Source organism: Pseudomonas sp. GW823-FHT02F05 (assembly GCF_058797315.1).
This window is the reverse complement of sequence record NZ_JBXAJM010000013.1, coordinates 46,412-68,859: the sequence shown is the minus strand read 5'-3', so window position 1 is coordinate 68,859 and position 22,448 is coordinate 46,412. Positions and strand designations below refer to the sequence as shown.

Genomic DNA, 22,448 nt, shown 5'->3' with positions numbered 1-22,448 from the left:
ACCACGCGCCTACCCTCTGCGAGACTTGCTCATGCGTAACTTGTTATTCGCCAGTGTCTGCCTGTTGACCACCGCTCTGGCAGGCTGCCAGCAAACACCCCCGGCCAACGACCAACTCGATGCAGTGCTCTGGACCCAGACGTCCATCGAACACGAGCTGATCTACCGCCAGCTCTTCGCCAACGCCACCCGCCAACTGGATGTCGCCCTGGCCGACCCGAGCTGGGACGCCCTGCCCTTTGCCCCACGCAACCTGGCCGGCTTGCCCCCGGCCGTGGTGGTGGACATCGACGAAACGCTGTTGGACAACGTGCCCCTCAACGCTCGCGACATCATCAACAATCAGGTCTATTCCTACGATCGCTGGAATACCTGGGTCGAGCAGGCCAAGGCCCAGGCGCTGCCAGGTTCCGTGGCGTTCCTGCAAGCGGCCAGACAAAAAGGTGTCAAGGTGTACTACCTCACCAACCGCGAACACAGCCAGGTCGCGGCCACCGCCAAAAACCTGCGTTTGCGCGGCTTTCCGATTGAGAGCGACGCACAGATCCTGGCGGCCAGCACCCCCATCGGCCACTGCGAAAGCGCGGGCTACGGCAAGCAGTGCCGCCGCCAGTGGGTCGCCAGCCATGCCCGCGTGCTGTTGATGGCCGGTGACTCGCTGGGAGATTTCGTGCAAGCCGAACACAACACCCTGGATGCACAACGCAAGGCCGTCGAACCCTATGTGAATTGGCTAGGCCAGCGTTGGTTCCTGCTGCCCAACCCGAGCTACGGCAACTGGTATAGCGCGCCGTATGGGGATGATGAGAGCTTGCCGTTTGCGCAAAAACGCAGGCTCAAGCAGCAGGCATTGCTGTTGCAGGAGTAGGTGGAACCTCTGCCATGATGATCGTTCCCACGATCTGCATGGGAATACATTCTGTGACGCTCCGCGTCACCTTGTGCAGTGCGTGGCGCTTGCGAGGCGATGGGACGCGGAGCGTCCGGGGCGGCATTCCCACGCAGAGCGTGGGAACGATCCGCAGAGTGACGGGTGTGATCACACCGCCCTGGCCGCAATCGCCTCCACCTCCACCAACGCCCCCGGCAACGGCAACGCCACTACTTGCAACGCGGTGCGCGCCGGTTTGTTTGGCTGTTCGGGCGTGCCAAAGAACTGGGTATAGCCGCGCTGCAACCCGGCAAAATCCAGCTTGCCATCGGTCTCTTCGGCGCCGACCAGAAACACCCGTAACTGCACGATGTCGCCCAGGTCCAGGTCGTGTTGGCGCAGGATCTGGCGCAGTTTGTTGAACACTGAAACGCTCTGCACTTCGGTGTCGCCATACACCCCAGGCACCTTCGGGTCGGCGGGGTCCGGCAGCGTGCCGCTGACAAACACCAGGCTGGCCGAGGCCGGCACGGTGACGGTTTGCGAGATGGGGAACTCGCCGACGCTGGTGCGTTGGATGCTGTCGCTCATGGTGAGGCTCCTCAGGATGCGGCCAACGCCGCGAGTTGGTGTTGTTGGGTGATGCGCTCGGCCAGTTGCGCGACCACATGGCGCGCCGAGTTGGCTGCCGATTCCTGCCATATACCCACGCCGCTCTGCACCAGGCCGTCGCCGGCGAAGTACACCCGGCCATGGGGCTGTTCAAGCAGGGCGTGGGCCTCGGCGGGGAAGTGTTCACGTTGCAACCACGGGCCTTCGCTGTAGGGGATCTGCTCCCAGGACACTGCCAGAGGACTGCGCAAGTGCCTGGAGTAACCTGAATGCAACAGCTCCACGGCTTGCCGGGAAGCGGCGTACTGCTGATCGAGGGGCTGGCCGCCAAACACGTCGGCGCCCTCGCCGGTCACGTAACCGGCCACCAGCACGCCTTCGCGGGTGTTGAGGTCGTTGCTGGGGTACCACAGCAGGCGCGCCGGGTGCTCGATCCACGACAAGCCGCCGTAGGTACGGTAGTCGGTCTCCCAAAAGCGCGGGGATTGCCAGGCCACCTTGGTCGCCTGGTCGCTGCGGGTGCTGAGCAGGGCCGCCTTGACCGGCGCGCTGAAGTCCGTATCGAGCTTGGCCAGCAGGGGCAGCGGCAAGGTGGAGACCAGAAAGTCGGCACGCACCACCTGTTCACGGCCACTGTGCTGGTCGTGGTAAGTCACCGCCACGCCGTCCTCCAGCTGGCGGATCTGCCGCACCTGGGCGCCCAGTTGCACCTGCTCCTGCACGCGTCGGTAGAAGGCCTCGGTGATACGGTCCATGCCGCCCACTGGCTGGAACATGGTGGCCGAAAATTCCGGGAACTCGGTGTGCAGTAAAGCCCCCCAGAGTTCCGGGTGCAGCAACCGCTCTAACGTCAACGGCCTGCGGCGGTCGGGCAAGGCGCCAGGGTGGGCGGCAGATTCAAGGTGCCCGGAGCGAAGGGTGCCTTCAAAAGCCAACTCTTGGGACAGGTCACCGTACACCTGCAAAAAACCGAGCAGGCGTGTGCGCTCTTCGCCACTTAATACATCATCGAGAGCGTCGCGTTGCACCGCTTTGGCCAGCAACCCCGACAGATGCCCGCGGGTATCGTTGAGCGCCTGGCCGACACTGAACGCCGCTTGGCTGAGGTCCGGCCGCACCTGGGCGCCATGGCTGCTGTTGACCAGCACTTCCAACGGCACGCCAAGCTCACTGCAATAGTCGAGGATCGTGCGGTGCTGGCTGGGGATGCGCGCCGGCCCGGCGTTGAAATACTGGCCTGGGTCAAACCCCACCGTCTGCGAGCGACCGTCCTTATAGTCCACGCGGTCGCCGTTACGCAGGGTCCAGGTGCGGCCACCCACGCGCTCGCGGGCCTCCAGCACCTGCACACTGAAGCCGGCGCGTGTCAACTCCAGCGCAGTGACCAGCCCGGCAATTCCGGCGCCCAGCACCAGAACCCGAGTGCCCTGCCCCAGGTCGTCCTTGAGTTTCAGCGGTTGCGGTCGGCGGTGTGACGATGGGCCCAGACCCAACACCGCCAATGCGTCCTTGACCGCCTTCTCACCGCCGACTGCGGCAATACTCGATAGCGCTTCACGTCGTGTCAGTCCCATGTCGATGCTCCTAGTCCGGCAGGCCCGGTGGGTTGATCAGCGACTTGTCGACGCGCTCGACATCCAGGCCCCAACGTTGCAGCACCTGCTCGTATTGGCCGCCGACAATCGCGCCCTGCAGTGCCGTGTGGATCGGCTGCACCAGGCCGTTGTCCTTGCGCGTGGTCACCGCGATATCCGCCTGCAACGGCCAGCCACCATTGACGGTGCCGACACGCTTGATGCCGCCGGTGATCGCTGCCGAATAGGCATACACCGAGTTCGGCCCGAACAGTGCGTCGCTGCGCCCAGACTGCACCGCCAGTTGTGCGGCGGCCTGGTCGTCGAAGTACTGCAACAACGCAGGTTTGAGGCCGGCTTTCTCATTGGCCTCGTTCCACGCCAGCAGGACTTTTTCCTGGTTGGTGCCGGAGCCGACGATGATCTTCAGCCCGGCAATATCCGCCGCCTGCTTGATCTCACTGATCTTGCTGGTGCTCTTGACGTAAAACCCGAGCACATCCTGGCGGTAGGTGGCGAAGTCGAAACGCTTTTTGCGCGCCTCGGTCACGGTGACGTTGCTGATCACCGCGTCGTATTTGCCCGAGCTGACGCCCAGGGGCCAGTCTTCCCAACTGGTCTGCACGACGTTGAGTTGCAGGCCAAGGCTGTCGGCTACCAATTGGGCGGTGTCCGCCTCGCTGCCGATGGTGGTCTTGTCGTCACTGGCCAGCAGCGCCAGCGGTGGCCCGGCTACACCTGACACGGCCACGGTGAACTTGCCCGGCTGGGCGAACTTGAAGCCCGGCGGGATCTGCGCGATGGCCGCTTCATTGCGTGGCGCATGGATGCGCGGGCGATCGGGGCTGAGGTCGACCTGTTGCACGGCAAATGCGCTGTGGGCAGCGGCCCCGGCAATTGCCAACAGGACGACACGGGCAGTGGTGATAAACATGGGCAGTCACTCCTTGAACTAAAGCACTTTGCCGAGAAAGGCCTGGGTGCGGGGATGTCGGGGTTGGCGCAGGATCTGTTCGGGCGGGCCTTCTTCGATCAGTTGGCCGTCGCAGAGGAACACCACGTGGTCGGCCACTTCGCGGGCAAAGCCGATCTCATGGGTGACGATCACCAGGGTCACGCCCAGTTGGGTCAGGCCCTTGATCACGTCCAGCACTTCACCCACCAGTTCCGGGTCGAGGGCCGAGGTGGGCTCGTCGAACAGCAGCACTTTGGGGTCGAGCGCCAAGGCCCGGGCGATGGCGACGCGTTGCTGTTGGCCGCCGGATAGCTGGCGCGGGTAGGCGTCGGCCTTGTCCGCCAGACCGACCTTGGCGAGTAATTCATCGGCCTTGTCACGGGCCTGCAGCCGGCTCCAGCGCTTGTGCGCCAGGGGCGCTTCGGCGATGTTTTCCCAGGCGGTGAGGTGGGGAAACAGGTTGAAGTTCTGGAACACGAAGCCCACGTCGATACGGCGCTTGAGAATCTCGCGTTCGGTGAGTTCAAAAAGCAGCTCGCCTTTGCGCCGATATCCGACGTACTCACCGTCGATGGTGATATGCCCGCTGTCGATCTTCTCCAAATGGTTGATGGTGCGCAGCAAGGTGGACTTGCCCGAGCCGGACGGCCCGAGGATCACCGTGACCTTGCCAGGGTCAATGCTCAGGTCGATATGATCGAGTACCTGCTGGTTGCCAAAGCGCTTGCCCACGCCCTGGATCTGAATGCGCCCGGCGCGTGCTTCAGGCATGGGCCTTCTCCTTGAACCAGCGGCGCACGCGCTGCAACGGCGTGGGTGGCAGCACCCGCGCGGTGCCCCGGGCGAAGTGGCGCTCGACGTAGTACTGGGCGCTGGTGAGCACGGTGGTGATGATCAGGTACCAGACCGTGGCGACGATCAGCAACGGGATCACCGCCTGGGTGCGGTTGTAGATGACCTGCACGGTATAGAACAGCTCGGGCAAGGCCAGCACGTAGACAATCGAGGTGCCCTTGACCAGGCCGATGATTTCGTTGAACCCCGACGGCAAGATCGAGCGCAGCGCCTGGGGCAGGATGATCCGGAAGATGCGTCGAGAGGCCGGCAGCCCCAAGGCCGCCGCCGCCTCATGCTGGCCGGCATCCACGCCAATCAGCCCACCGCGAATGATCTCCGCCGCGTAGGCCGCCTGCATCAGGCTCAAGCCCAGGACGGCCACGGTAAATTGGCTGAGCACATCCACCGTCGACCACTCGGCGAACACCAGGTCGGTGAACGGCACGCCTAGCACGATGTGGTCGTACAGGTAGGCAAAGTTGTAGAGGATGATCAGCACCAGCAGCGCCGGCATCGACCGGAAAAACCAGATATAGCCCCAGGCCAACGCCGCCAGCAACGGCGAACCCGACAGCCGCGCCAGGGCCAGCGCGGTACCCAGCAGGATGCTGAACACTGTGCTCAACAGCGTCAGCAGCAACGTCTGGCCCAACCCGCGCAGCACCGAGGGCGAAAAGAACCACCGGCCGAACACCCCCCATTCCCAGCGCGGGTTGGTGGCCAGGGAGTGCACGATGGCGAGTAATACCAGCGCGGCGAAAATCGACCCGGCCCAGCGCCAGGGGTGCCGGGCCGGCACCACGCGCAACGCCTTGATTGGCGTGGCGGCACGGCGCTGGCGCAGCGGTTGGGCGCTGACTTCATCCAGCAGGTCATAGGGTTTGGCGACAATGGGCATGTTCTTTTCCTCGCAGGCCTCAGAAGGCGTAAGTCAGCCGGGTGTAGTAATACCCACCGGTAAAACCGTAGGGCGAATAGGTGCCGTAGCTGGCAACCATGGTGCTGCTCGGCACCCCTTGTTTCTTGGGATAGAGGTCGAACAGGTTCTTGGCGCCGATGGCAATGTTCAGGTCTTTGGTGAGGCTGTAGCCCAGGTCGAGGTCGGTGATCCAGCGGGCGTTGTAGACCCGGTCCAGGTCACGATTGGCCGATGAGTTCACTTCCTTGTACGAGCCGTAGCGGGTCAGGGCCAGGTTGAGGTTGAAGCGTTCGATACTCCAGTCACCACCCAGGATCAGCTTGGTGTTGGGTTGCACGCCGGTGATCAGGTTGCGCGCCTGGCGGTCCATCAGGTCGTAGGAGGTACCAAGAATGTGGGTGGATTCCTTGTAGTTGAGGATTTGGGTCTGGTTCCAGTTGAACGCGGCGGTCCACTTCAGCGCGCCGAACGCGCCCAGGTCCTGGTTGTAGCTGCTGACCAGGTCCAGACCTTTGGTGCGGGTGTCGGCGCCGTTGATAAAGTACTGGCCGCCGGAGGTGGAGTTGATGCCGTTGTTCTGCAACACCTGGGTGACTTCCGGGCCCAGCAAGGTGCCGGTAAGGGTGATGCGGTCACGCAGGTTGATCACGTAGGCATCGGCGGTGAAGCTCAGGCGGTCGGTGGGCGTGAGCGTGAAACCAAGGCTGAAGTTGGTGGAGCGCTCGGGCTTCAACGCCTGCGCGCCTAGCGCCTGGGCCGCCGCCGAGCCCACGGGGAGCACGCCATAGTTGATCGACTGATACACCCCATCGACGACGCCATAGGTGGTGGAGCGCGCACTGAACAGACTGTTGGCCAGGGACGGCGCACGAAAGCCATTGCTCACGGTGGCACGCACCGCGAACTGCGGGGTGAAGTCGTAGCGGGTGGTCAGCTTGCCGCTGCGGGTGGCGCCCACGCCCTCGTTGTAATGCTCATAACGCACCGCCGTGCCAACGTACCAGTCCGGCATGGGGTTGAAACCCACATCCACGTAACCGGCCAGGCTGTTGCGTGACGCGCTGCTTTCTTCGTCCGGTGAAATACCGTTGGTGACCTGTGCCCCGGACGACGCACAGTTACCCGGCGCCACGCAGTAACCGCCATTGGCATAAGACGCGTAATCGCCGGCTTGCACCTCGTAAGTGTCGCGCCGATGCTCGAAGCCATAGGACAGGTCCAAGGGCTTTTGCAGTCCGATGTCGAAGCCACGCTTGAAGTCCAGGTTGGTGGTCAGCTCGGTGGAAATCCAGGTACCGGAGGTGAAGCTGTTCGGCGTGGCTTCGCCCAGGGAAGGGTTCTGGTTGTGGGTGGTGCCCTGCTCCGCTTCGTTGCGCCCATAGGTGGTAGACAAGTCCCAGTCCCACTCGCCCACAGTACCCTTGCCACCAAACGCCGCCTGGAAGTCGTCCTCGTCGATGTACCAGGTCGGGGTGTACCCGGCCGGGTAACCGTTAGGCCCGGTGGTGATGGTGTTGGTGATGGTCGGCAGACGGAAGTTCTGCCCCTGCTCGGCCTTGCGTCGCGAGTAGGTGGCAAAGGAGTAGAGGCTGAGGCTGTCGTCGATCGGCAACTCGGCGTTGTAGCCCAGGGTCAGCAGGTTGGTCTTGGGCGTACCGTAGCCGCCATAGGTGGACTTGCCCGCCAGGCCATAGGCTTGCTCATAGCTGTAGCCGTTGGCGCTGGCCTTGTTGTCATCGTTCTGGCTGCGTGCATCCAGGGCCAGTTGCACGATGCCGCCGTTGCCGATTTCGAAGCCCTTGTTGAGGCTTTGCTGCACGGTCTGTTTCTTGCCGTCGTAGCCAAGGCCCGCGTGGGTCACCGAGGTACCGCGGGTGTCGGCCTTGAGGATCACGTTGATCACCCCGGCAATGGCGTCAGACCCGTATTGGGCAGCCGCACCATCGCGCAGCACTTCGACATGGTCGATGGCGCTGATGGGGATCAGGTCCAGGTCAGCCGGCGCCGCGCCGGTGTTGATGCCGTTGATATTCAAGGTGGCACTGGTGTGGCGGCGCTTGCCGTTGACCAGCACCAACACTTCGGCGGCGCTCAAACCCCGCAGGTTCGGTGCCCGGGCAATGCCGCTGGCGTCCCAACCGGTTTTTTCCGGCAGGGTCAGCGAAGGGATCACCGCGCTCAACGCCTCCATCAACCCGGGCTTGCCGGTGTTTTGCAATTGCCGGGCGCTGACCACGTCAATCGGCACCGGGCTGCTGGTGACCGTGCGCTGCTCGGCGCCACGGTTGCCGGTCACGACGACCGTCGACAAGGTGCTGTCATCCTGGGCCTGGGCTGCTGCGGCGAACAGCGACAGGGTCAGGGCAGCAGTAGGTTGCAGAATTTGCTTCATATCCATTCCCAGCTTTTTCCAAATCGCAAAGTCGGGCAGGCATGCGCCTGGCGCGACGTGGCCGGTAGTCAAAGGGGCGATGCGGCTTGGGCTAGGTGTGGGGCAAGCGAGGGGTTTGCAGTGGCAACATACGTTGAGCTCCCGTCCAACGACTCTGCTGCGGCGGGATGATTACCCGATCAGGCGCGCAGAATCTGAATCACGCTGGGTACCATCCGAGGTCAGGGGTAGGCTGTTGGGATCAAACATAACGGAATGGATTTTAAAAATATAATGCTATTTGGGCATAAGCTAATATTCTGTACTTTCATTATTTATAAAAACAATTATTCATAAAAATGATTTTTAATCTGAGCGCGCAGAACGCTCAAAGTGTGGGAGGGGGCGTGCTCCTGATGACTGTGGGCCAGTCAAAATGCATTTACTGACACGCCCCATCGCAACGGTAACTACGGACGGTAACCACGATGCGAAGCGAGCCGCTCTTGATCTTGATCTGCTTTTGATCTTAAGCGCCCCGTCAAACCACGCTGGCCGGAATTCGACAGGGATTTGGGGGGTAAACCGGCAGGGATGCCGGTTTAGCCGTCCCGCGCCATGGATGGCGCGTGGCGGCGGCCCCACAAATCACTGGCGGATTACGGGCACACCGAGCCAAAGCGAGGTGCCGAGTGGTGGGGCAAGAGCGTTTTGCTTACTTTTGCGCTTTTCAAAAGTGAGACGCCGTCAGGGCGGAACCCTAAGTGGCCGTTACCGCAGGAATGGATATGTACCCGGTATAACTGCGTCGCCTGTTAGGCCGCCTTCGCGAGCAAGCCCGCTCCCACAGTTTGATTGCGGAGTGTCAGGTAGATAGGTGTCGGCTGGTAGGCCGTTATCGCAGGCAAGCCAGCTCCCACATTTTTGATCGCGGGGTGTCAGGTTGATAGGTGTCGGCTGGTAGGCCGTTATCGCAGGCAAGCCAGCTCCCACATTTTTGATTGCGGAGTGTCAAGCCACCATCGGGAGCGAGCCCCCTCCCACATGGGTACTCGGTGCAGCCAGGATCATTGAGCAGGGCGCAACAGCTGCATCTGCTGGCGATAATCATCCGTCACCTGCCGCGCCTGGCTGCTGCTGGTAATCACCCTCGGCGTAATCAGCACAATCAGCTCCGTGCGGTCCTTGGACTTGCTGGTATTGCCAAACAACCAGCGCAACCCCGGAATCTTCCCCAGGTAAGGCACGGCACTGACGCTCTCAGCGTTGTCTTGCTTGATCAACCCGCCGAGCAGCACCGTCTGGCCACTCTGCACCGCCACCTGGGTGGACACCGAGCGCGTGGAGATACGCGGGTTCACCGGCGTCTCACTGTTCCCCGTCGGGTTCTGGGCGTCACTGACCTGTTGTTGGATATCCATGTACACCAGCCCACCCGGATTGATGCGCGGCACCACATCCAGAATCACCCCCGTCTGCACATATTCCACACTGCTCAAGGTGGTGTCGGCGTCCCCGGTATTGACGGTGGTCTGGCTGATGGGAATGTTGTCCCCCACCTGGATCTGCGCCGGCTGGTTGTTCATCACCACCAGGGATGGCGCCGACAGCACCTGGGTGCGGCCGTTGGTTTCCAGGGCGTGCAGGGCCACTTGCAGGTTGGAGCTGACGAAGGAGTAGAACAACGAGTCCGCCGCCCCCAGCCCTGCCCCGCCACCGCCCAGGGCGCCTTGGCTGCCGGAGGCATTGGCCACCGTAGTGCTGGTGGAATTACCGGCCAGGCGGCCCAGGTACCACTGCACCCCCAGGTCCAGTTCGCCGGTGAGCTTGACCTCCAGAATGCGGGTCTCGATCTGCACTTGCAGCGGTGGGTTGTCGAGGCGTTTGATCGCCGCTTCGATTTCTTTCCATTGCGCCGGGCGGGTGCGCACCAGCAGTTGGTTGCTGCTCTTTTGCGCGGTGATGCGCGTGCCCGCTTCGAGGTCGCTGGTGGGCGATGCCTGGGTGTTTTCGGCAGGCTCGGATTCAGGTTCTTCGGCTGCGGGCACCGGGGCGCTCGCCTGCAAACCGGCACTGGTGGATGAGGACAAGGTGGTGGTACGCAACCCCGGCGCTACTTTCGCCGGGGCGTCATCCTTGATCGCGCCGTTGCCGTAGATCTGCCGCAGGTACTTGGCCAGATCAGCGGCCTTCATATTGCGCACGTCGTACACATACATCTGCGGCTCGTTGCCGCCGCCCTCGTCGATGGTGCGGATCCAGTCGCCCACTTCGCTGAGGTACTGGGGCTGGGAAGAAATCGCCACCACCGAGTTGGTGCGCTCGACCGGCAAGAACCGCAGCATGCCGGCCAGGGGTGTGCCACTGTCCGCGCCGAACATGGCTTGCAGCTCGGGCATCAGCTCGGCCACCGAGGCGCGTTGCAGGCCGAACACCGCCACCGACATGCCCTTGAGCCAGTCCACGTCGAAGGTGTCGATGGTGTCCTGGTAGTTGGCCAGTTCGTCGGGCGTGCCGGCCAGGCTCAGGACATTGCGCGCCGGGTCCACCAACAAAAAAGCGTTTTCACGAGCGAAGGGTTTGAGCAGTTTCTGCATCTCGGTGGCCGAGATATAGCGCAGTGAAAACAGACGTGCCGAGAGGCCGCTGGCCGGTTGCGCCACGCGCATCTGCGGCACCAGCTTGCCCGCCACGGCCTGGTTGGCCGGCAGGATCACATAGCGGTTGCCCTGTTTGATCATGGCGTTGTCGGTCCAAGACAGCAGGGTTTCGAGAATCGACAGCGCTTGCTGTTTGTCCACGGGCTTGGAGGTGGAGAAGCTGACCGTGCCCTTCACGCCCTCGGCGATGCTGTAGTTCTCGTGCAGCAGGTCGCCCATCACGCTGTTGATCACGGCCTCGATGGGCTGATCGGCGAAGTTGAACACGATGTCGCCGCCCTGCTCCGGCACGTTTACGGGTGCCGCGGGCTGGCGCACAAACGCTTGATTGCCACGAATGAGCTGGCGCTGCGGCGGAGCCTGGGTGGCAGGTGGAGCGGTTTCGGCCACAGGCGCCTGAAGCGGCGGGCGTTGTGCGCCGGTGCCCTGCAGGGCCTCGTGCAGCAGGTCGTCGTCCGGGTCGAGGGTGTCGGGCAAAGATCCACAGCCGCCCAGGGAGACGGCGGTAGCCAGGCAAAACAGCGAAGTGCGCATATCGATCAAGGGAGAGACTCGCGGGGATGTGAGTTCAGGGGTAACCGCTTACCGTAGAGGCTCAGGGTCTGGGTGCGCCCGTCCAGGGCGAAACGGGCGTATTGCGGGGTCAGGTGTTCCAGGCGCCAGCCGTTGGGCAACGCCTGGCCCAAGCGTACCGTGAGCGTGGGGCCACCGGCTTGCTTGAGCATGGCCATTTGCAGGTTGCCGGTGATCATGATGCCGCTGAGGGTCAGGTTGGCCAGGCTCGCCACCTGGGTTTTACCCACCTCCCGGTCCGGGCGGCGATCCGGGCTGAACAGCGGCGCTTGCCAGGTACCGGCAAGGTCTTGCAACGCTGGCGTGGGAGCGGCCTGCACCTGGAACGAGGGTGGCGCGTGCACCGGTGCATCGGGTAACCACCGGGGGGCGTCGCCGATGCTGCTGAGGATCATCGCCATCAACAGCCCCAAGAGCCCGGCCACGCCGAGCCAGCCCCATTCAAGAGGACGCAAGGGGCCGATCATGGTGCCACCCGCGCCGGTTGCAGGTAGCCGCGCACCAGCAGTTGCACCGCCAGCTTGCCTGCCCCGCCACTGGCTGGCGCCTGTTTGTCGCGACGAATATGCAGCTCATCGACGAACAGAAAAGGCGGCTGATATTCCAGCCCATGCAGGATCGCGGTCAGCGGTTCGATGGCGCAATTGAGCGTGAGGCTGACCTTGACCTGACGATAGGGCTCGCTGTCGTTTTGTTCAGGCGTGATCGGCTTGCGCTGGGTGAGGTTGCAGCCGCCGCCGAGGTTGGCGTGGCTGTTGATCAGGTCGGCAAGACGCTGCATCAGGTCGGCGGCGACCACGTCCGGGTCGTCCCCCGGCAACAGGCTGGCGCTGCTGGCCGGGTCTTGCTGTGCTTGCGCCAGCTGTTCGCGCAAGGCATCGCCCTGGCGTATGACGCTGGCATAGCGCTGCTGCTGTTCACGCAACTGTTCGGCCTGTTCACCCATGGCCCGCAGCGGCCCGGCGAACCAGCTGTCGATCAACAGCCAATAGGCCGCGCCGAGCACCAACGCCAGGGTCAACAAGGCGGCGCCGCGGCGTTCACGGGGTGTGAGGGGTCGGCGCATCGGCGGCCTCCTGGCGTAAGTGGGCACGCAAGGCAAACTGGTCCTTGCCGCTGCGTGCGTCGGGTTGGATCACCCCTTCGAACTGCGCGTTGTCCAAGCGCTGGCAGCCTTTGATGCGGCTGATCAGGCCACTGGCCTTGGCGCTCTGGCCGGAGAAACTCACCTCGCCGTCCTTGACGTCCAATTGGTCGAGCCAGGTGTCGGCGGGCAGGCAACTGGTCAAGTCATTCAGCAGCGCGGCCAGGGGCGGTTGCGCCCGTTTACGCTGGCTGAGGTACTGCGCCGCGCCACGGGTGTTGAGCAGTTGCTGGCGCAGGGCGTGCACCTGGGCGACCTCGGCTTTTTGCTGTTGGACAGTGGCGTGCATGCTGTCGAGTACCCGCTGGCGGTCGTTGAGCCACAACAGCATCGCCGCGATCAGCAACGCGCCGCACAACCACGGCAGGCTGCGCTGCAATTGCTTGCCGGCAGGCCGCGAACGCGGGCGTAACGGCGCGGGCAGCAGGTCGATACCCAGGCCCGCCACATCCACGCGGTGTGGGTACAGGCCGAGGCTGGCGCAGTCAGTGAGGACCTGGTCAAGGCGCTCGCGCAGGATCGCCACCACCCTCACCTCCAGGTGGCTGGGTGTGCGTCGCTCCTGACGGGCGACGAAGTAGAGCTGCTCGGCGTTGAACGGGGTATAGCGGTCCAGTTCATAGCCAACCACCTCCACGAGGTTGCGCGCGGCAGCCAGAGGCAGTTGCACGCTTTGCTGCAACACGGCATCAGGAGCAAGCATCAGCACCTGGCGCGCATTGCCTGGCAACACTGGAGCCGTCAGCGGCCAGTGATGAACCTGCTCAGGCGGTTCCTGGAACGCCAGCCACTTCGGCACACAGCCGCGTAACTCCGTGAGCCACAGGCGCCAGCCTTGTTGCAGCAGGCTGCCGCGCCAGTAGCGGGCAATCGGTTCGAGTTGAATCATTCTTGCCACCGCACCACCCGATAGGGCTGTGCGCTGTCCTCCGCAGGGCTCAATAAAAGGGTCAGTCGCAGGCGTGCCTGATAGCCGCCGGGGCGCTCGGCGCGGCTGTCGATTTCCACGACCTGGCCGGGGTCGACGCCCTCGGCGTCCTGGCGTGGCAGGTTCAACGCCTTGCGCATCAGGGGGCTGGCGAATGCCGGAGCGGGCCGGTCGAAGTCGCTCCACAAGGTGATGTGCGGCAGTAGTTGGCTGTAGAGCGCCGGGGTCATGCCGGGAAGTTGACGTACCTCCTCCAGCACCCGAAACGGCGCCAGGCCCTGATGGCGGCGAGTCTCAAGGGCCTTGGCCAACTGCTGGGCCTGAACCGGTGTTGCGCCGCAGGCCAGGGCCAGGCGCGTGAGGTCCTGGGGGGCGGCGTTGACCAGGTACAGCTTGCCGCGCTCACTGCGCACACTGACCTGCAAGCGGGCATCGTCGAAGGTCAGCGCAATAGGACGCCCGTCCGCCACCCACTGCCCTTGCGCCATGACCTCTGCGATACCGGCCTGGGCGGCCAACAGTGTCTGAGTGTGCTGGCGCAGCCATAGCGCCTGGCGACTTTGCAGTTGCACCCACCCGGCCAGGCCACCCAGCAATACGCTGAGCAAGGCCAGCACCCACAACACCAGCAACAGGGCCGCACCGCGTTGGCGCTTCATTCTTCGCTGCTCGCGCTGGACAGGTTCAGGCGCAGCGCAACCACCTGGGCGACCCATGGCACCGGCCCGTCGACAGAGGCGTCGATACGCACCGCAGTGGGCAGGCGCCGGGGCCAGGGCCACGGGCTCAACCAGTCGGTGGGCTGGCCCAGTGGCGAGACACCGCGATAGCTGAACTGCAGCGCCTCGACGTCATGCAAAAGCACCTGCGGCTCATCGCGCTGCGCGTTGGCGTGGGAGGCCCTCTGCGAAAAAGCCACCTGCAGATCCTGCCCGACCCGTTGCAGGGTAAAGCGCTGGATACCCCCGCCCAATACACTGGGCAAGGTCGCCACAAACTGCAGACGTTCAGGCGTGCCGATAAAAAAACCTTCGGCGTGGCTGTCATCGTCAGTGAGCTTTAGCGGCAGCGCCTCGCTGATCGAGGTGCGCAAAAACTGTTGGGCGGCGCGCATTTCATCCAGGCTGACGGTGTAGGCCTGGGCCTTGGCCACCGCCCGATTGGCCCCCAGCAACGCTGCGCTCACCAGCAGCAACAACACCGACAGCAAGCTGAGCACCACGAGCACTTCCAGCAGCGTGAAGCCCTGCTCCCGGCGCTTCACAGGCGCGCCTTCAAGGTGCTGAAGTGCGCCTGATGCGCGCCTTCACGCACGTTAAGGTCGAGACGAAACAGGTGCGGCTGTTGGCGGGTACTGGTCAATTGCCAATGGATACCCTCGAGTTCGCCTTGGCGGGTTCCCTCCGTCAGCGGGCCGGCGGCTTCCTGGTCCAGCACCGTGAGCGCGGCATGGTTGAGGCGGTCGCTGCGGGCCACCTGGGACAAGGCGCGCGCGCTCTGGCCGAAGGCAACCAGCAACACGCTGCTGCACACCGCCATCAACGTCAGGGCGGCGAGCATTTCCAGCAAGGTGAAACCGGCCTGGTGCTTCATGGCAGCGCCTTGAACTGCACACTGCCGGTAAGCCAGCCAATGTCGATACGCCAACGACGGCTACCGTTGGCCAGCAGCAGGTTACCGCCGGTAGAACTGCCGTCGGGATAGAACACCACGGCGGACCCTGCCTGCTCGGCACTGTGCAAGGTCACTTGCACCTGCGCTGGCCACTGCTGTGACGCACGCCCTGGAGCCTGGAATGTGCGGCCCTGGAGGTCGAATTGAGTGCGCGCCACCTGGCCGCTGACGATGGCGCTCGCCCGCGTGGCGCGCAGTGCCTCGACCATCTGCGCGACCACCCGGCGCTCCTTGGCCACCTGCAGCCCTTGCCGTACACCCAGCCCCAACAACCCCGCCGCAATGCCGATCAATAGGATGACCACCAGCATCTCCAGCAGGGTAAAGCCTCGCTGGGCCACGGGCGGGTTATTCCCAGTTGCCCAGGTCGGCACTGTAGCCCTCGCCGCCGGGTTGGCCATCCTGGCCGTAGAAGATCAGGTCGAAGGCACCGTGCTCACCGGGGAAGCGATAGCCGAACCCATGGCCGAACGGGTCTTTCAACTCCGAAGGCTTGGCGTAGGGGCCGGCCCAGTTGGACGCACTGGCCGGCTTGTCGAGCAGCTGTTGCAGGCTGTTAGGCGGCGCACCCACGTCCAAGGCGTAGCTGTCGATCTTCATGCTCAAACTGGCCAGTTGCGCCTTGCCCGCGCCGTACTTGCCCTTGTCCACATTGCCACCGACCTGGCGCACCACAATGGTCGCGACAATGCCCAGCAGCACGATCACCGCCAGCATTTCCAAGAGGGTGAAGCCGCCTTGGCGGTGTCGGGTTTTCATCGGTTCTGCTCCTTGAAAGTTCATATATGGCTGGTGAGGCTCATCAACGGCAGCATGATCGCCAGCATGATCACCGCCACCAGCACCGCCATGACCACGGTCAGGGTCGGCACCAGTGCCGCGAGCAAGCGTTCGATGGCGCGCTTGGCCTCGACGTCGAAGATGTCGGCGACCTTGAGCAGCATGCTGTCCAGTTCACCGGCCTGTTCACCGACTTCGATCATGTGCAGTGCCAACTCAGGTAGCAGCGGCTGGCGGCCGAACGCATCGGCCAGGGTGCCGCCGCCTTTGACCCGTTGCGCTGCCAGCGCCACTTGCGCCTGGAGCGCACGGTTGCTGCAGACTTGCCGGGCGATCACCAGCGCGGGCAGCAGCGCCACGCCGTTGCTGAGCAACGTGCCGAGGGTGCGGGTCAGGCGGGCGGCTTGCACCCGTTGCAATAGCGGGCCGATCACGCGGATGCTCAGCAGGTGACGGTCGTAACGCTCACGGCGAAGGGGGTCGCGCAGGCTCCCCGCCAGGATCCATGCACTGATCGACAACCCGGCCAGCACCACCAGGCCATAGGCGCCGAGGAACTCGCCGAGCGCCAGGATCACCTGGGTGATCATAGGAATCGGTACGCCCAGGTCTTGGAAAATCGGCACGAACTGCGGCACCACATAGGCCAGCAACAACGCCAGGGAACCCAGTACGCCCACCACCAGAAACGCCGGGTAGATCAGCGCATTGATCACCTCGCCGCGCAGCAACTGGCTACGCTCCAGGTAGTCGCTGAGCTGGCGCAGGGTACCTTCCAACGCCCCGCCGGCTTCACCGGCGCGCACCATGCTCAGGTACAGCGGGGAAAACGTGCCGCCCTCCTCCTCCAGCGCCGCCGACAGCGGTTTGCCGGCCTTGACCTGGTCGCGGATACGCTCGATCAAGGCCCGCACCTGAGGATGGCGGGCTTGCTTGAGCAACAGGTTTAAAGCGCGTTCGAGGGGCTGGCCGGCGCCCAGTAGCGTGGCCAATTGCTGGGTGAAACTCACCAGCGCTACGCCCTTCAACTGCCCACGTGCCTGGCGCAACAAGGGGCCGCTGGCCGTTTCGATGTGCAGCAACAGCCACCCGCGCTGATGCAAGACGGCGACAGCGGCCGCTTGGTCAATGGCCTGCAACGTGCCGCTCTGGGCCACGCCCTGGCTGTCCAGGGCGCGGAACTTGAACAGGCTCACGCGTCATCTCCGCGAGTGACGCGCAGCACTTCTTCCAGGGAGGTGACACCGGCCAGGGCCTGGCGCAAACCGTCTTCATACAAGGTGCGCAAACCGGCGCGGCGGGCGGCGTGCTCGAGGCTGGCGGCGTCGGCGTGGCCCATCAGCAGGCCACGCAACTCGTCGTTCATTACCAACAACTCAGTGAGGGCGCTGCGGCCGTGATAGTCACCGCGGTAAAGCAGGATCGGACGCTGCTCGGTCAGGCGATCCAGGCCGTGCTCCTTGATCAATTCCGGCGGGGCCTGGAAGGCCACGCGCGTGGCAGGGTCCAGGCGTCGCACCAGGCGCTGGGCGAGAATACCGCTGACCGTGGAGGCAATCAGGTAGCTCTCCACGCCCATGTCCAGCAAGCGCGTGATGCTCGCAGCGGCGCTGTTGGTGTGCAGGGTTGAGAGCACCAAGTGACCCGTGAGGGAGGACTGTACGGCGATACGACAGGTTTCCAGATCGCGGATTTCGCCGATCATGATCACGTCCGGGTCCTGGCGCACGATGGCGCGCAGCGCTCCGGCAAAGTCCAGGCCGATGGCGGGCTTGACCTGGATCTGGTTGATCCCTTCAAGCTGGTATTCCACCGGGTCTTCCACCGTGATGATCTTGCGTTCAGCCGTGTTGAGTTGCGACAGCGCGGTATAGAGCGTGGTGGTTTTGCCCGAGCCTGTGGGCCCGGTGACCAACAGGATGCCGTGGGGCCGCGCCAATAGATCCTGGAAGGCCGCAAGGCGCGGGCCATCAAAGCCCAGGCTGGGGAAATCGAATTGCACGGTTTGCCGGTCCAACAGGCGCATCACCACCGACTCGCCAAAGCTGGTGGGCACCGTGGACACCCGCAGGTCCAACGCTTTGCCCTGGATGCGCAGCATGATGCGCCCGTCCTGGGGCAGGCGTCGTTCGGCGATGTCCAGGCGCGCCATGATCTTCACCCGCGAGATCACCGCCGCCGACGAACTGGCAGGCGGTGCTTCGGCGTCGTGCAGCACGCCATCGATGCGGTAGCGCACCTTGAGTTGGTTTTCGAAGGGTTCGATATGGATATCCGAGGCGCGCTGTTCCACGGCGCGCTGCAGGATCAGATTGACCAGGCGAATCACTGGCGCTTCGGAGGCCATGTCCTTGAGGTGTTCGATGTCTTCCAGCACGCCGCCCTGCTCATCGAGGTTTTCGATCAGGCTGCCCATGGCGGAACGGCCCTGGCCGTAATAGCGCTCGATCAGCGTGTCGACTTCATTACGCGAACCGACGGCCAGCCAGACCGGCACCTCACAGGCATACGCCAGGGCCTGGAACGGATACCACTGCGCCGGGTTGGCGGCCATTACACGCAACCCGCCCTGATGCCACCCCATGGGCACGACCTGGTAATGACGCATAAAGCGCTCGGTAAGCACGGGAAGCGGGTCGAGCAACGGTGGCGCCGCGTCGGCCAGCAGCAGTGGCGCATCCAGCAAATCGGCCCAGGCGCGAGCCAGTTCGACCTCGGACACCAGGCCCAGGCGCGTGAGTAAACCGAGCAGGTCGCCAGGCTCAGTGGATAAACGCTGGGCGCGTTCCAGATCAGCGATTTTGAGCCCGGCGTGCTGCATCAGCCACGCGCACACCTGGTCGGTATGCGGGATCTGCATCTTGCAAGCATCGATGGGCGCTGACGACATCATTGAGGAATATCTAACGTTGCGAAAAGTATGGCTATTTAGAACTACCGAACAATGCCATTAGTTCGCCATAGCCCAGGCAGGCGTTAGCCGGGTGTATCGACTGGAAGTTATAGCCCTAGTTCCGGATAAGGGGGTAATTAAATACAAAACATTGCCAAATGCACTGATTTAGAGCGTTAGCAGCCAATAGCCACTAGTTGCAATTAGCCATAACGACGGGTCATTCAGGTGCTCTCTCTTTCAATTAACTGACAGTGCAAAAGATTCAAGCGCTCAACTTCCTCATCGGTGGCTAATACGCCCAGACTTTGCAGGACGCGTGTGGCAGCGAGTACACCAATCTCCAACGCGGGTGGCTGGAGGGTGCTGAGGCTGGGCAGCAACATATGGGCAAACGGGTAGTCGCCAAATCCCAATACGGCGCAGTCCTGGGGAATGCTCAGCCCGGCCCGTTGACCGGCCAGCAAACCACCGGCGGCGAGGTTATCGTTGGCGAAGAAAATCGCGTCGGGCGTGATCGTCTGCCCCATCAGCGCGTCCATGGCCTGCTTGCCAGCTTCGAAGGGCGCACGGTCGGCGTCCGGCACAAAGACCCACGGCTGCACACCCAACTCGGAGAGGGTCGCGGTAAACCCATCGCGCCGCTCCAATGCGCTGAAGTCGCCCACTGCACTGTTTTGTACGAAGGCGATGCGCCGATAGCCTTTGCCATGCAAGTAGCGAGCGGCGGTGACGCCCACTTCATAATGAGAAAAACCCACTTGCAACGGCGCGCGTTCTGGCACGTAGTCCCAGGTTTCGACGATCGGTATATCTGCCTCGGCGATCATCTTCTCGGTGCCAGGGCTGTGAAAGCGGCTGGTCAGCACCAGCGCTGCCGGCGACCAGCCGAGAAAGGCACGCACCGCGCTTTCTTCCTGTTCGATGCTGAAATAGCTGGAGGCCAACAACAGCTGGTAACCGTGACGACTGAGGGTGTCGCTGAAGCCCTGCAGCGTATTGGCAAAAATCGGCCCCGAGATATTCGGAATCACCATCGCGACGATTTTGCCTCGCGCAGAGGCCAAGCCACCGGCCACCAGGTTCGGCACATACCCCAACTGCGCGACCACCTCGGCGATACGTCCACGGCGCTCGGGTGAAACCTGTTCAGGTTGGTTGAAGTAACGCGACACCGTAATAGCCGACACCCCGGCCTGGCGCGCCACGGTGTTCAGGGTGACGCGGCCGGCGCCCCGGCGCTTGCGCGGTTTGTGTTCGTCCACGGCAAAACCTCAAAAAGGAATATAAAACTAATTTTTTAGTATTTGACGCTCTAAATGGCCCGCTTCAATAATGTTGATGTTAGCGCTAACAAAGCGCGCTGTCTGCTACTCGCTCGAGCGAATGCCCAAGACATGTTCACAGGCGCTGACGGTCGCAGAACCGCAGCGGACCAGGGTATTTTTTCGAGCGGGCACAGCATGCATAACTTTCCACGGCACACCCATTTGTTGCTTCTGGCCGGCCTCAGCGCCTTGCCCGTCTGCGGCGCTGTTGCAGCTGATGAGCAGGAACCCACGCTCCAATCCGTGACAGTCACCGCTACCCGCCGCGAAGAATCGCTGCAAAAAGTCCCGGTGGCCGTCTCGGTGCTTGAGGGCGAGCAACTGGAGCGTGACAATCGCAACGGGGTGGCGAGCATCGCGCAGCAAGTACCGTCGCTGAACTTTCGCACCGGCGCTTCGAACAAGGACACGTCACTGTTCGTGCGCGGCGTAGGCACCATTTCTACCTCGCCGGGCGTTGAGCCAACGGTGGCTACGGTGATCGACGGCGTGGTCTATGCACGCCCCGGCCAGGCCACCCTCGACCTGCTGGACCTTGAGCGCATCGAAGTACTGCGCGGCCCGCAAGGCACGCTGTTCGGCAAGAACGCCTCGGCCGGCGTGCTGAATATCACCAGCAAGGCGCCGACGGCCCAGACCCACGGGTTTATCGATCAGTCGTTCTACAGCGGCAATGAAAGCCGCACGCGCTTCGGCATCGGCGGCAGCCTGGTACCGGAGGTACTCAAAGGCTCGATCAGCACCTTGTTCGGCAGCTACGACGGCAACGTCGACAACCGCCATAACGGTCAGGAGGTCAATGGCTACAACCACAAGGGCGTTCGCGGCAAGCTGGAGTTCACGCCCAACGACGACGTAAAGCTGACCCTGATCGCCGATTACATGCAGTCCCACGATGACGCGCCCAATGGTGTGGTCAGCAAGTCCCTGAACCCGGCGTTCAGCAATGCCTTGAGGCCGGTGCGCGCCTCAAGCGACAACCGCGATATCAACACCGATACCCGCAGCCATGTGCAAGACACCAACAAGGGCCTGTCGGCACAGTTGGACTGGAACCTGGGCGACTACACCCTCACCTCGATCACCGCCTGGCGCGGCTGGGACAACATTCAATATCAGGATGGCGACCGTCTCGGCACGGTCACCGCCGTGTTCCCCGGCACCGCCGACAAAGGCGACCTGGCGTTCGACCAGTACTCCCAAGAGCTGCGCCTGGCCTCGCCCAAAGGTGAGTTCCTTGAGTACGTAGGCGGCCTGTTCTACATGCATGGCAAGGATGAGGAGACCTATCAGCGCACCCTCACCACCACGACGCGGGTCGATCGAGGCATTGCCGACTACAGCACCACCAGCGACAGCTACGCGGCGTTCGGCGAGACCACGCTCAACTTCACCTCGCGCTTTCGCGGCATCGCCGGTTTGCGTTACACCCATGACGACTTGAAGTACGACCATCGCCGCGTGTCCACCTCTGCCACTACCGTCAGCGGCATTCAACCGGCGACATCGAGTTCTGGTTCGGTAGACGAGGACGGTTGGTCCGGGCGGCTGGGCGTGCAGTACGACATCAGCGACACCGTGACCAGCTACCTCACTTACTCGCGCGGCTACAAAGGCCCGGCCTATAACGTGTTCTTCAACATGCAGCCGCGCGACACCGACGCGCTCAAGCCGGAGACTTCCAATACCTGGGAAGCCGGAATCAAGGCCACTGCCTGGAACAACCGCCTGACCACCAACCTGGCGGTGTTCCACAGTGACTACGACAACTACCAGGCCAACTTTTTCGACACCGTCGCCGGCCAAGTCGTGACGCGCCTGATCAACGCCGGCAGCGTCAGCACCGAAGGCGTCGAGCTCGATTACGCCCTGCAAGCCACCCAGCAACTCAAGCTCTCCGGTGCCCTGGCCTATACCCGAGCGCGCATCGATCAGTTCGCGTGCCCGCCAGGCGCGGCGGCGACCTGCAACGTCAATGGCAAGCCACTGCCCTTCAGCCCGGACTGGAAAAGCTACGTGCGCGCCGACTACAGCATCCCTCTGGATAACGGCCTGGATATCGAACTGGGCACTGACTACAGCTGGCAGAGCGAAGTGCAATACGACATCAGCCAGAACCTGAACACCAAACAAGGCGCCTACGGCATCTGGAACGCCAGCGTGGCCCTGGCCGACTACACCAATGGCTGGCGCGTGGCGCTGTTGGCGAAGAACCTCGCCGACAAATCCTACTCACCGCTGCTAGCCAGCGGCGGCAACTACATCTACCGCGCCGTGCCTCGTGACGATGAGCGTTACTTCGGCGTGCAACTGCGCAAGGATTTCTAGC

At 63.2% G+C, this 22,448-nt stretch carries 20 protein-coding genes; 2 read left to right on the top strand and 18 right to left on the bottom strand.

Going from position 1 to position 22,448, the window contains the following annotated elements; translation table 11 throughout:
- Window positions 1-31 precede the first annotated feature (31 nt).
- Entirely contained in the window at window positions 32-868 is an 837-nt protein-coding gene (locus AC1RAC_RS16695) for a 5'-nucleotidase, lipoprotein e(P4) family (protein WP_197900661.1), read from the top strand.
- Window positions 869-1,039: 171 nt separating this feature from the next.
- Here AC1RAC_RS16695 and AC1RAC_RS16690 read toward each other — a convergent pair whose 3' ends face one another.
- The 18 genes from AC1RAC_RS16690 to AC1RAC_RS16605 all read right to left on the bottom strand — a co-directional run bounded on the left by AC1RAC_RS16690 (window position 1,040) and on the right by AC1RAC_RS16605 (window position 20,056).
- Window positions 1,040-1,462: a RidA family protein gene (locus AC1RAC_RS16690; protein WP_032896335.1), complete on the bottom strand. Its 423-nt coding sequence runs from the start codon at window positions 1,460-1,462 to the stop codon at window positions 1,040-1,042.
- Between the two features lie 11 nt (window positions 1,463-1,473).
- Entirely contained in the window at window positions 1,474-3,057 is a 1,584-nt protein-coding gene (locus AC1RAC_RS16685; protein WP_294164679.1) for a flavin monoamine oxidase family protein, read from the bottom strand.
- Window positions 3,058-3,067: 10 nt separating this feature from the next.
- Window positions 3,068-3,991, bottom strand: coding sequence for an ABC transporter substrate-binding protein (locus AC1RAC_RS16680; protein WP_054898356.1), 924 nt, complete (start codon window positions 3,989-3,991; stop codon window positions 3,068-3,070).
- 18 nt (window positions 3,992-4,009) lie between these two features.
- On the bottom strand, window positions 4,010-4,783 hold the full coding sequence (locus AC1RAC_RS16675; protein ID WP_034128215.1) for an amino acid ABC transporter ATP-binding protein: 774 nt from the start codon (window positions 4,781-4,783) through the stop codon (window positions 4,010-4,012).
- Entirely contained in the window at window positions 4,776-5,747 is a 972-nt protein-coding gene (locus tag AC1RAC_RS16670; RefSeq protein ID WP_181125086.1) for an amino acid ABC transporter permease, read from the bottom strand. The genes AC1RAC_RS16675 and AC1RAC_RS16670 overlap by 8 nt, the downstream gene beginning before the upstream one ends.
- A 19-nt stretch (window positions 5,748-5,766) precedes the next feature.
- The gene (locus AC1RAC_RS16665) at window positions 5,767-8,160 is read right to left on the bottom strand and encodes a TonB-dependent receptor plug domain-containing protein (protein WP_197900659.1); all 2,394 of its coding nucleotides are present in this window, start codon (window positions 8,158-8,160) and stop codon (window positions 5,767-5,769) included.
- Between the two features lie 1,046 nt (window positions 8,161-9,206).
- On the bottom strand, window positions 9,207-11,333 hold the full coding sequence (gene gspD, locus AC1RAC_RS16660; RefSeq protein WP_057975010.1) for a type II secretion system secretin GspD: 2,127 nt from the start codon (window positions 11,331-11,333) through the stop codon (window positions 9,207-9,209).
- Window positions 11,334-11,338: 5 nt separating this feature from the next.
- Window positions 11,339-11,839 (bottom strand): type II secretion system protein, XpsN-like, encoded by a 501-nt coding sequence (locus AC1RAC_RS16655; RefSeq protein ID WP_057975011.1) that lies wholly within the window; start codon window positions 11,837-11,839, stop codon window positions 11,339-11,341.
- The gene (gene gspM / locus AC1RAC_RS16650; protein ID WP_020300756.1) at window positions 11,836-12,438 is read right to left on the bottom strand and encodes a type II secretion system protein GspM; all 603 of its coding nucleotides are present in this window, start codon (window positions 12,436-12,438) and stop codon (window positions 11,836-11,838) included. The genes AC1RAC_RS16655 and gspM overlap by 4 nt, the downstream gene beginning before the upstream one ends.
- Window positions 12,413-13,405, bottom strand: coding sequence for a PilN domain-containing protein (locus AC1RAC_RS16645; RefSeq protein ID WP_492616775.1), 993 nt, complete (start codon window positions 13,403-13,405; stop codon window positions 12,413-12,415). The genes gspM and AC1RAC_RS16645 overlap by 26 nt, the downstream gene beginning before the upstream one ends.
- The gene (locus AC1RAC_RS16640) at window positions 13,402-14,103 is read right to left on the bottom strand and encodes a type II secretion system minor pseudopilin GspK (protein ID WP_492616774.1); all 702 of its coding nucleotides are present in this window, start codon (window positions 14,101-14,103) and stop codon (window positions 13,402-13,404) included. The genes AC1RAC_RS16645 and AC1RAC_RS16640 overlap by 4 nt, the downstream gene beginning before the upstream one ends.
- On the bottom strand, window positions 14,100-14,708 hold the full coding sequence (locus AC1RAC_RS16635) for a type II secretion system protein GspJ (protein ID WP_492616773.1): 609 nt from the start codon (window positions 14,706-14,708) through the stop codon (window positions 14,100-14,102). The genes AC1RAC_RS16640 and AC1RAC_RS16635 overlap by 4 nt, the downstream gene beginning before the upstream one ends.
- Window positions 14,705-15,037 (bottom strand): type II secretion system protein, encoded by a 333-nt coding sequence (locus tag AC1RAC_RS16630; RefSeq protein ID WP_060764329.1) that lies wholly within the window; start codon window positions 15,035-15,037, stop codon window positions 14,705-14,707. Before AC1RAC_RS16630 ends, AC1RAC_RS16635 begins: the two co-directional genes overlap by 4 nt.
- Window positions 15,034-15,459, bottom strand: coding sequence for a type II secretion system protein (locus tag AC1RAC_RS16625; RefSeq protein WP_492616772.1), 426 nt, complete (start codon window positions 15,457-15,459; stop codon window positions 15,034-15,036). Before AC1RAC_RS16625 ends, AC1RAC_RS16630 begins: the two co-directional genes overlap by 4 nt.
- A gap of 7 nt (window positions 15,460-15,466) precedes the next feature.
- Entirely contained in the window at window positions 15,467-15,877 is a 411-nt protein-coding gene (gene gspG / locus AC1RAC_RS16620) for a type II secretion system major pseudopilin GspG (protein WP_054917549.1), read from the bottom strand.
- Window positions 15,878-15,897: 20 nt separating this feature from the next.
- Window positions 15,898-17,094, bottom strand: a complete 1,197-nt coding sequence (gspF, locus tag AC1RAC_RS16615; protein WP_492616771.1) for a type II secretion system inner membrane protein GspF — start codon at window positions 17,092-17,094, stop codon at window positions 15,898-15,900.
- Entirely contained in the window at window positions 17,091-18,788 is a 1,698-nt protein-coding gene (locus AC1RAC_RS16610; RefSeq protein WP_492616840.1) for a GspE/PulE family protein, read from the bottom strand. Before AC1RAC_RS16610 ends, gspF begins: the two co-directional genes overlap by 4 nt.
- Window positions 18,789-19,015: 227 nt before the next feature.
- The gene (locus AC1RAC_RS16605; RefSeq protein ID WP_072446249.1) at window positions 19,016-20,056 is read right to left on the bottom strand and encodes a LacI family DNA-binding transcriptional regulator; all 1,041 of its coding nucleotides are present in this window, start codon (window positions 20,054-20,056) and stop codon (window positions 19,016-19,018) included.
- A 198-nt stretch (window positions 20,057-20,254) separates the two neighbouring features.
- Between AC1RAC_RS16605 and AC1RAC_RS16600 the strand changes: the two genes are divergently transcribed.
- Window positions 20,255-22,447, top strand: a complete 2,193-nt coding sequence (locus tag AC1RAC_RS16600) for a TonB-dependent receptor (RefSeq protein ID WP_492616770.1) — start codon at window positions 20,255-20,257, stop codon at window positions 22,445-22,447.
- Window position 22,448: the final 1 nt, after the last annotated feature.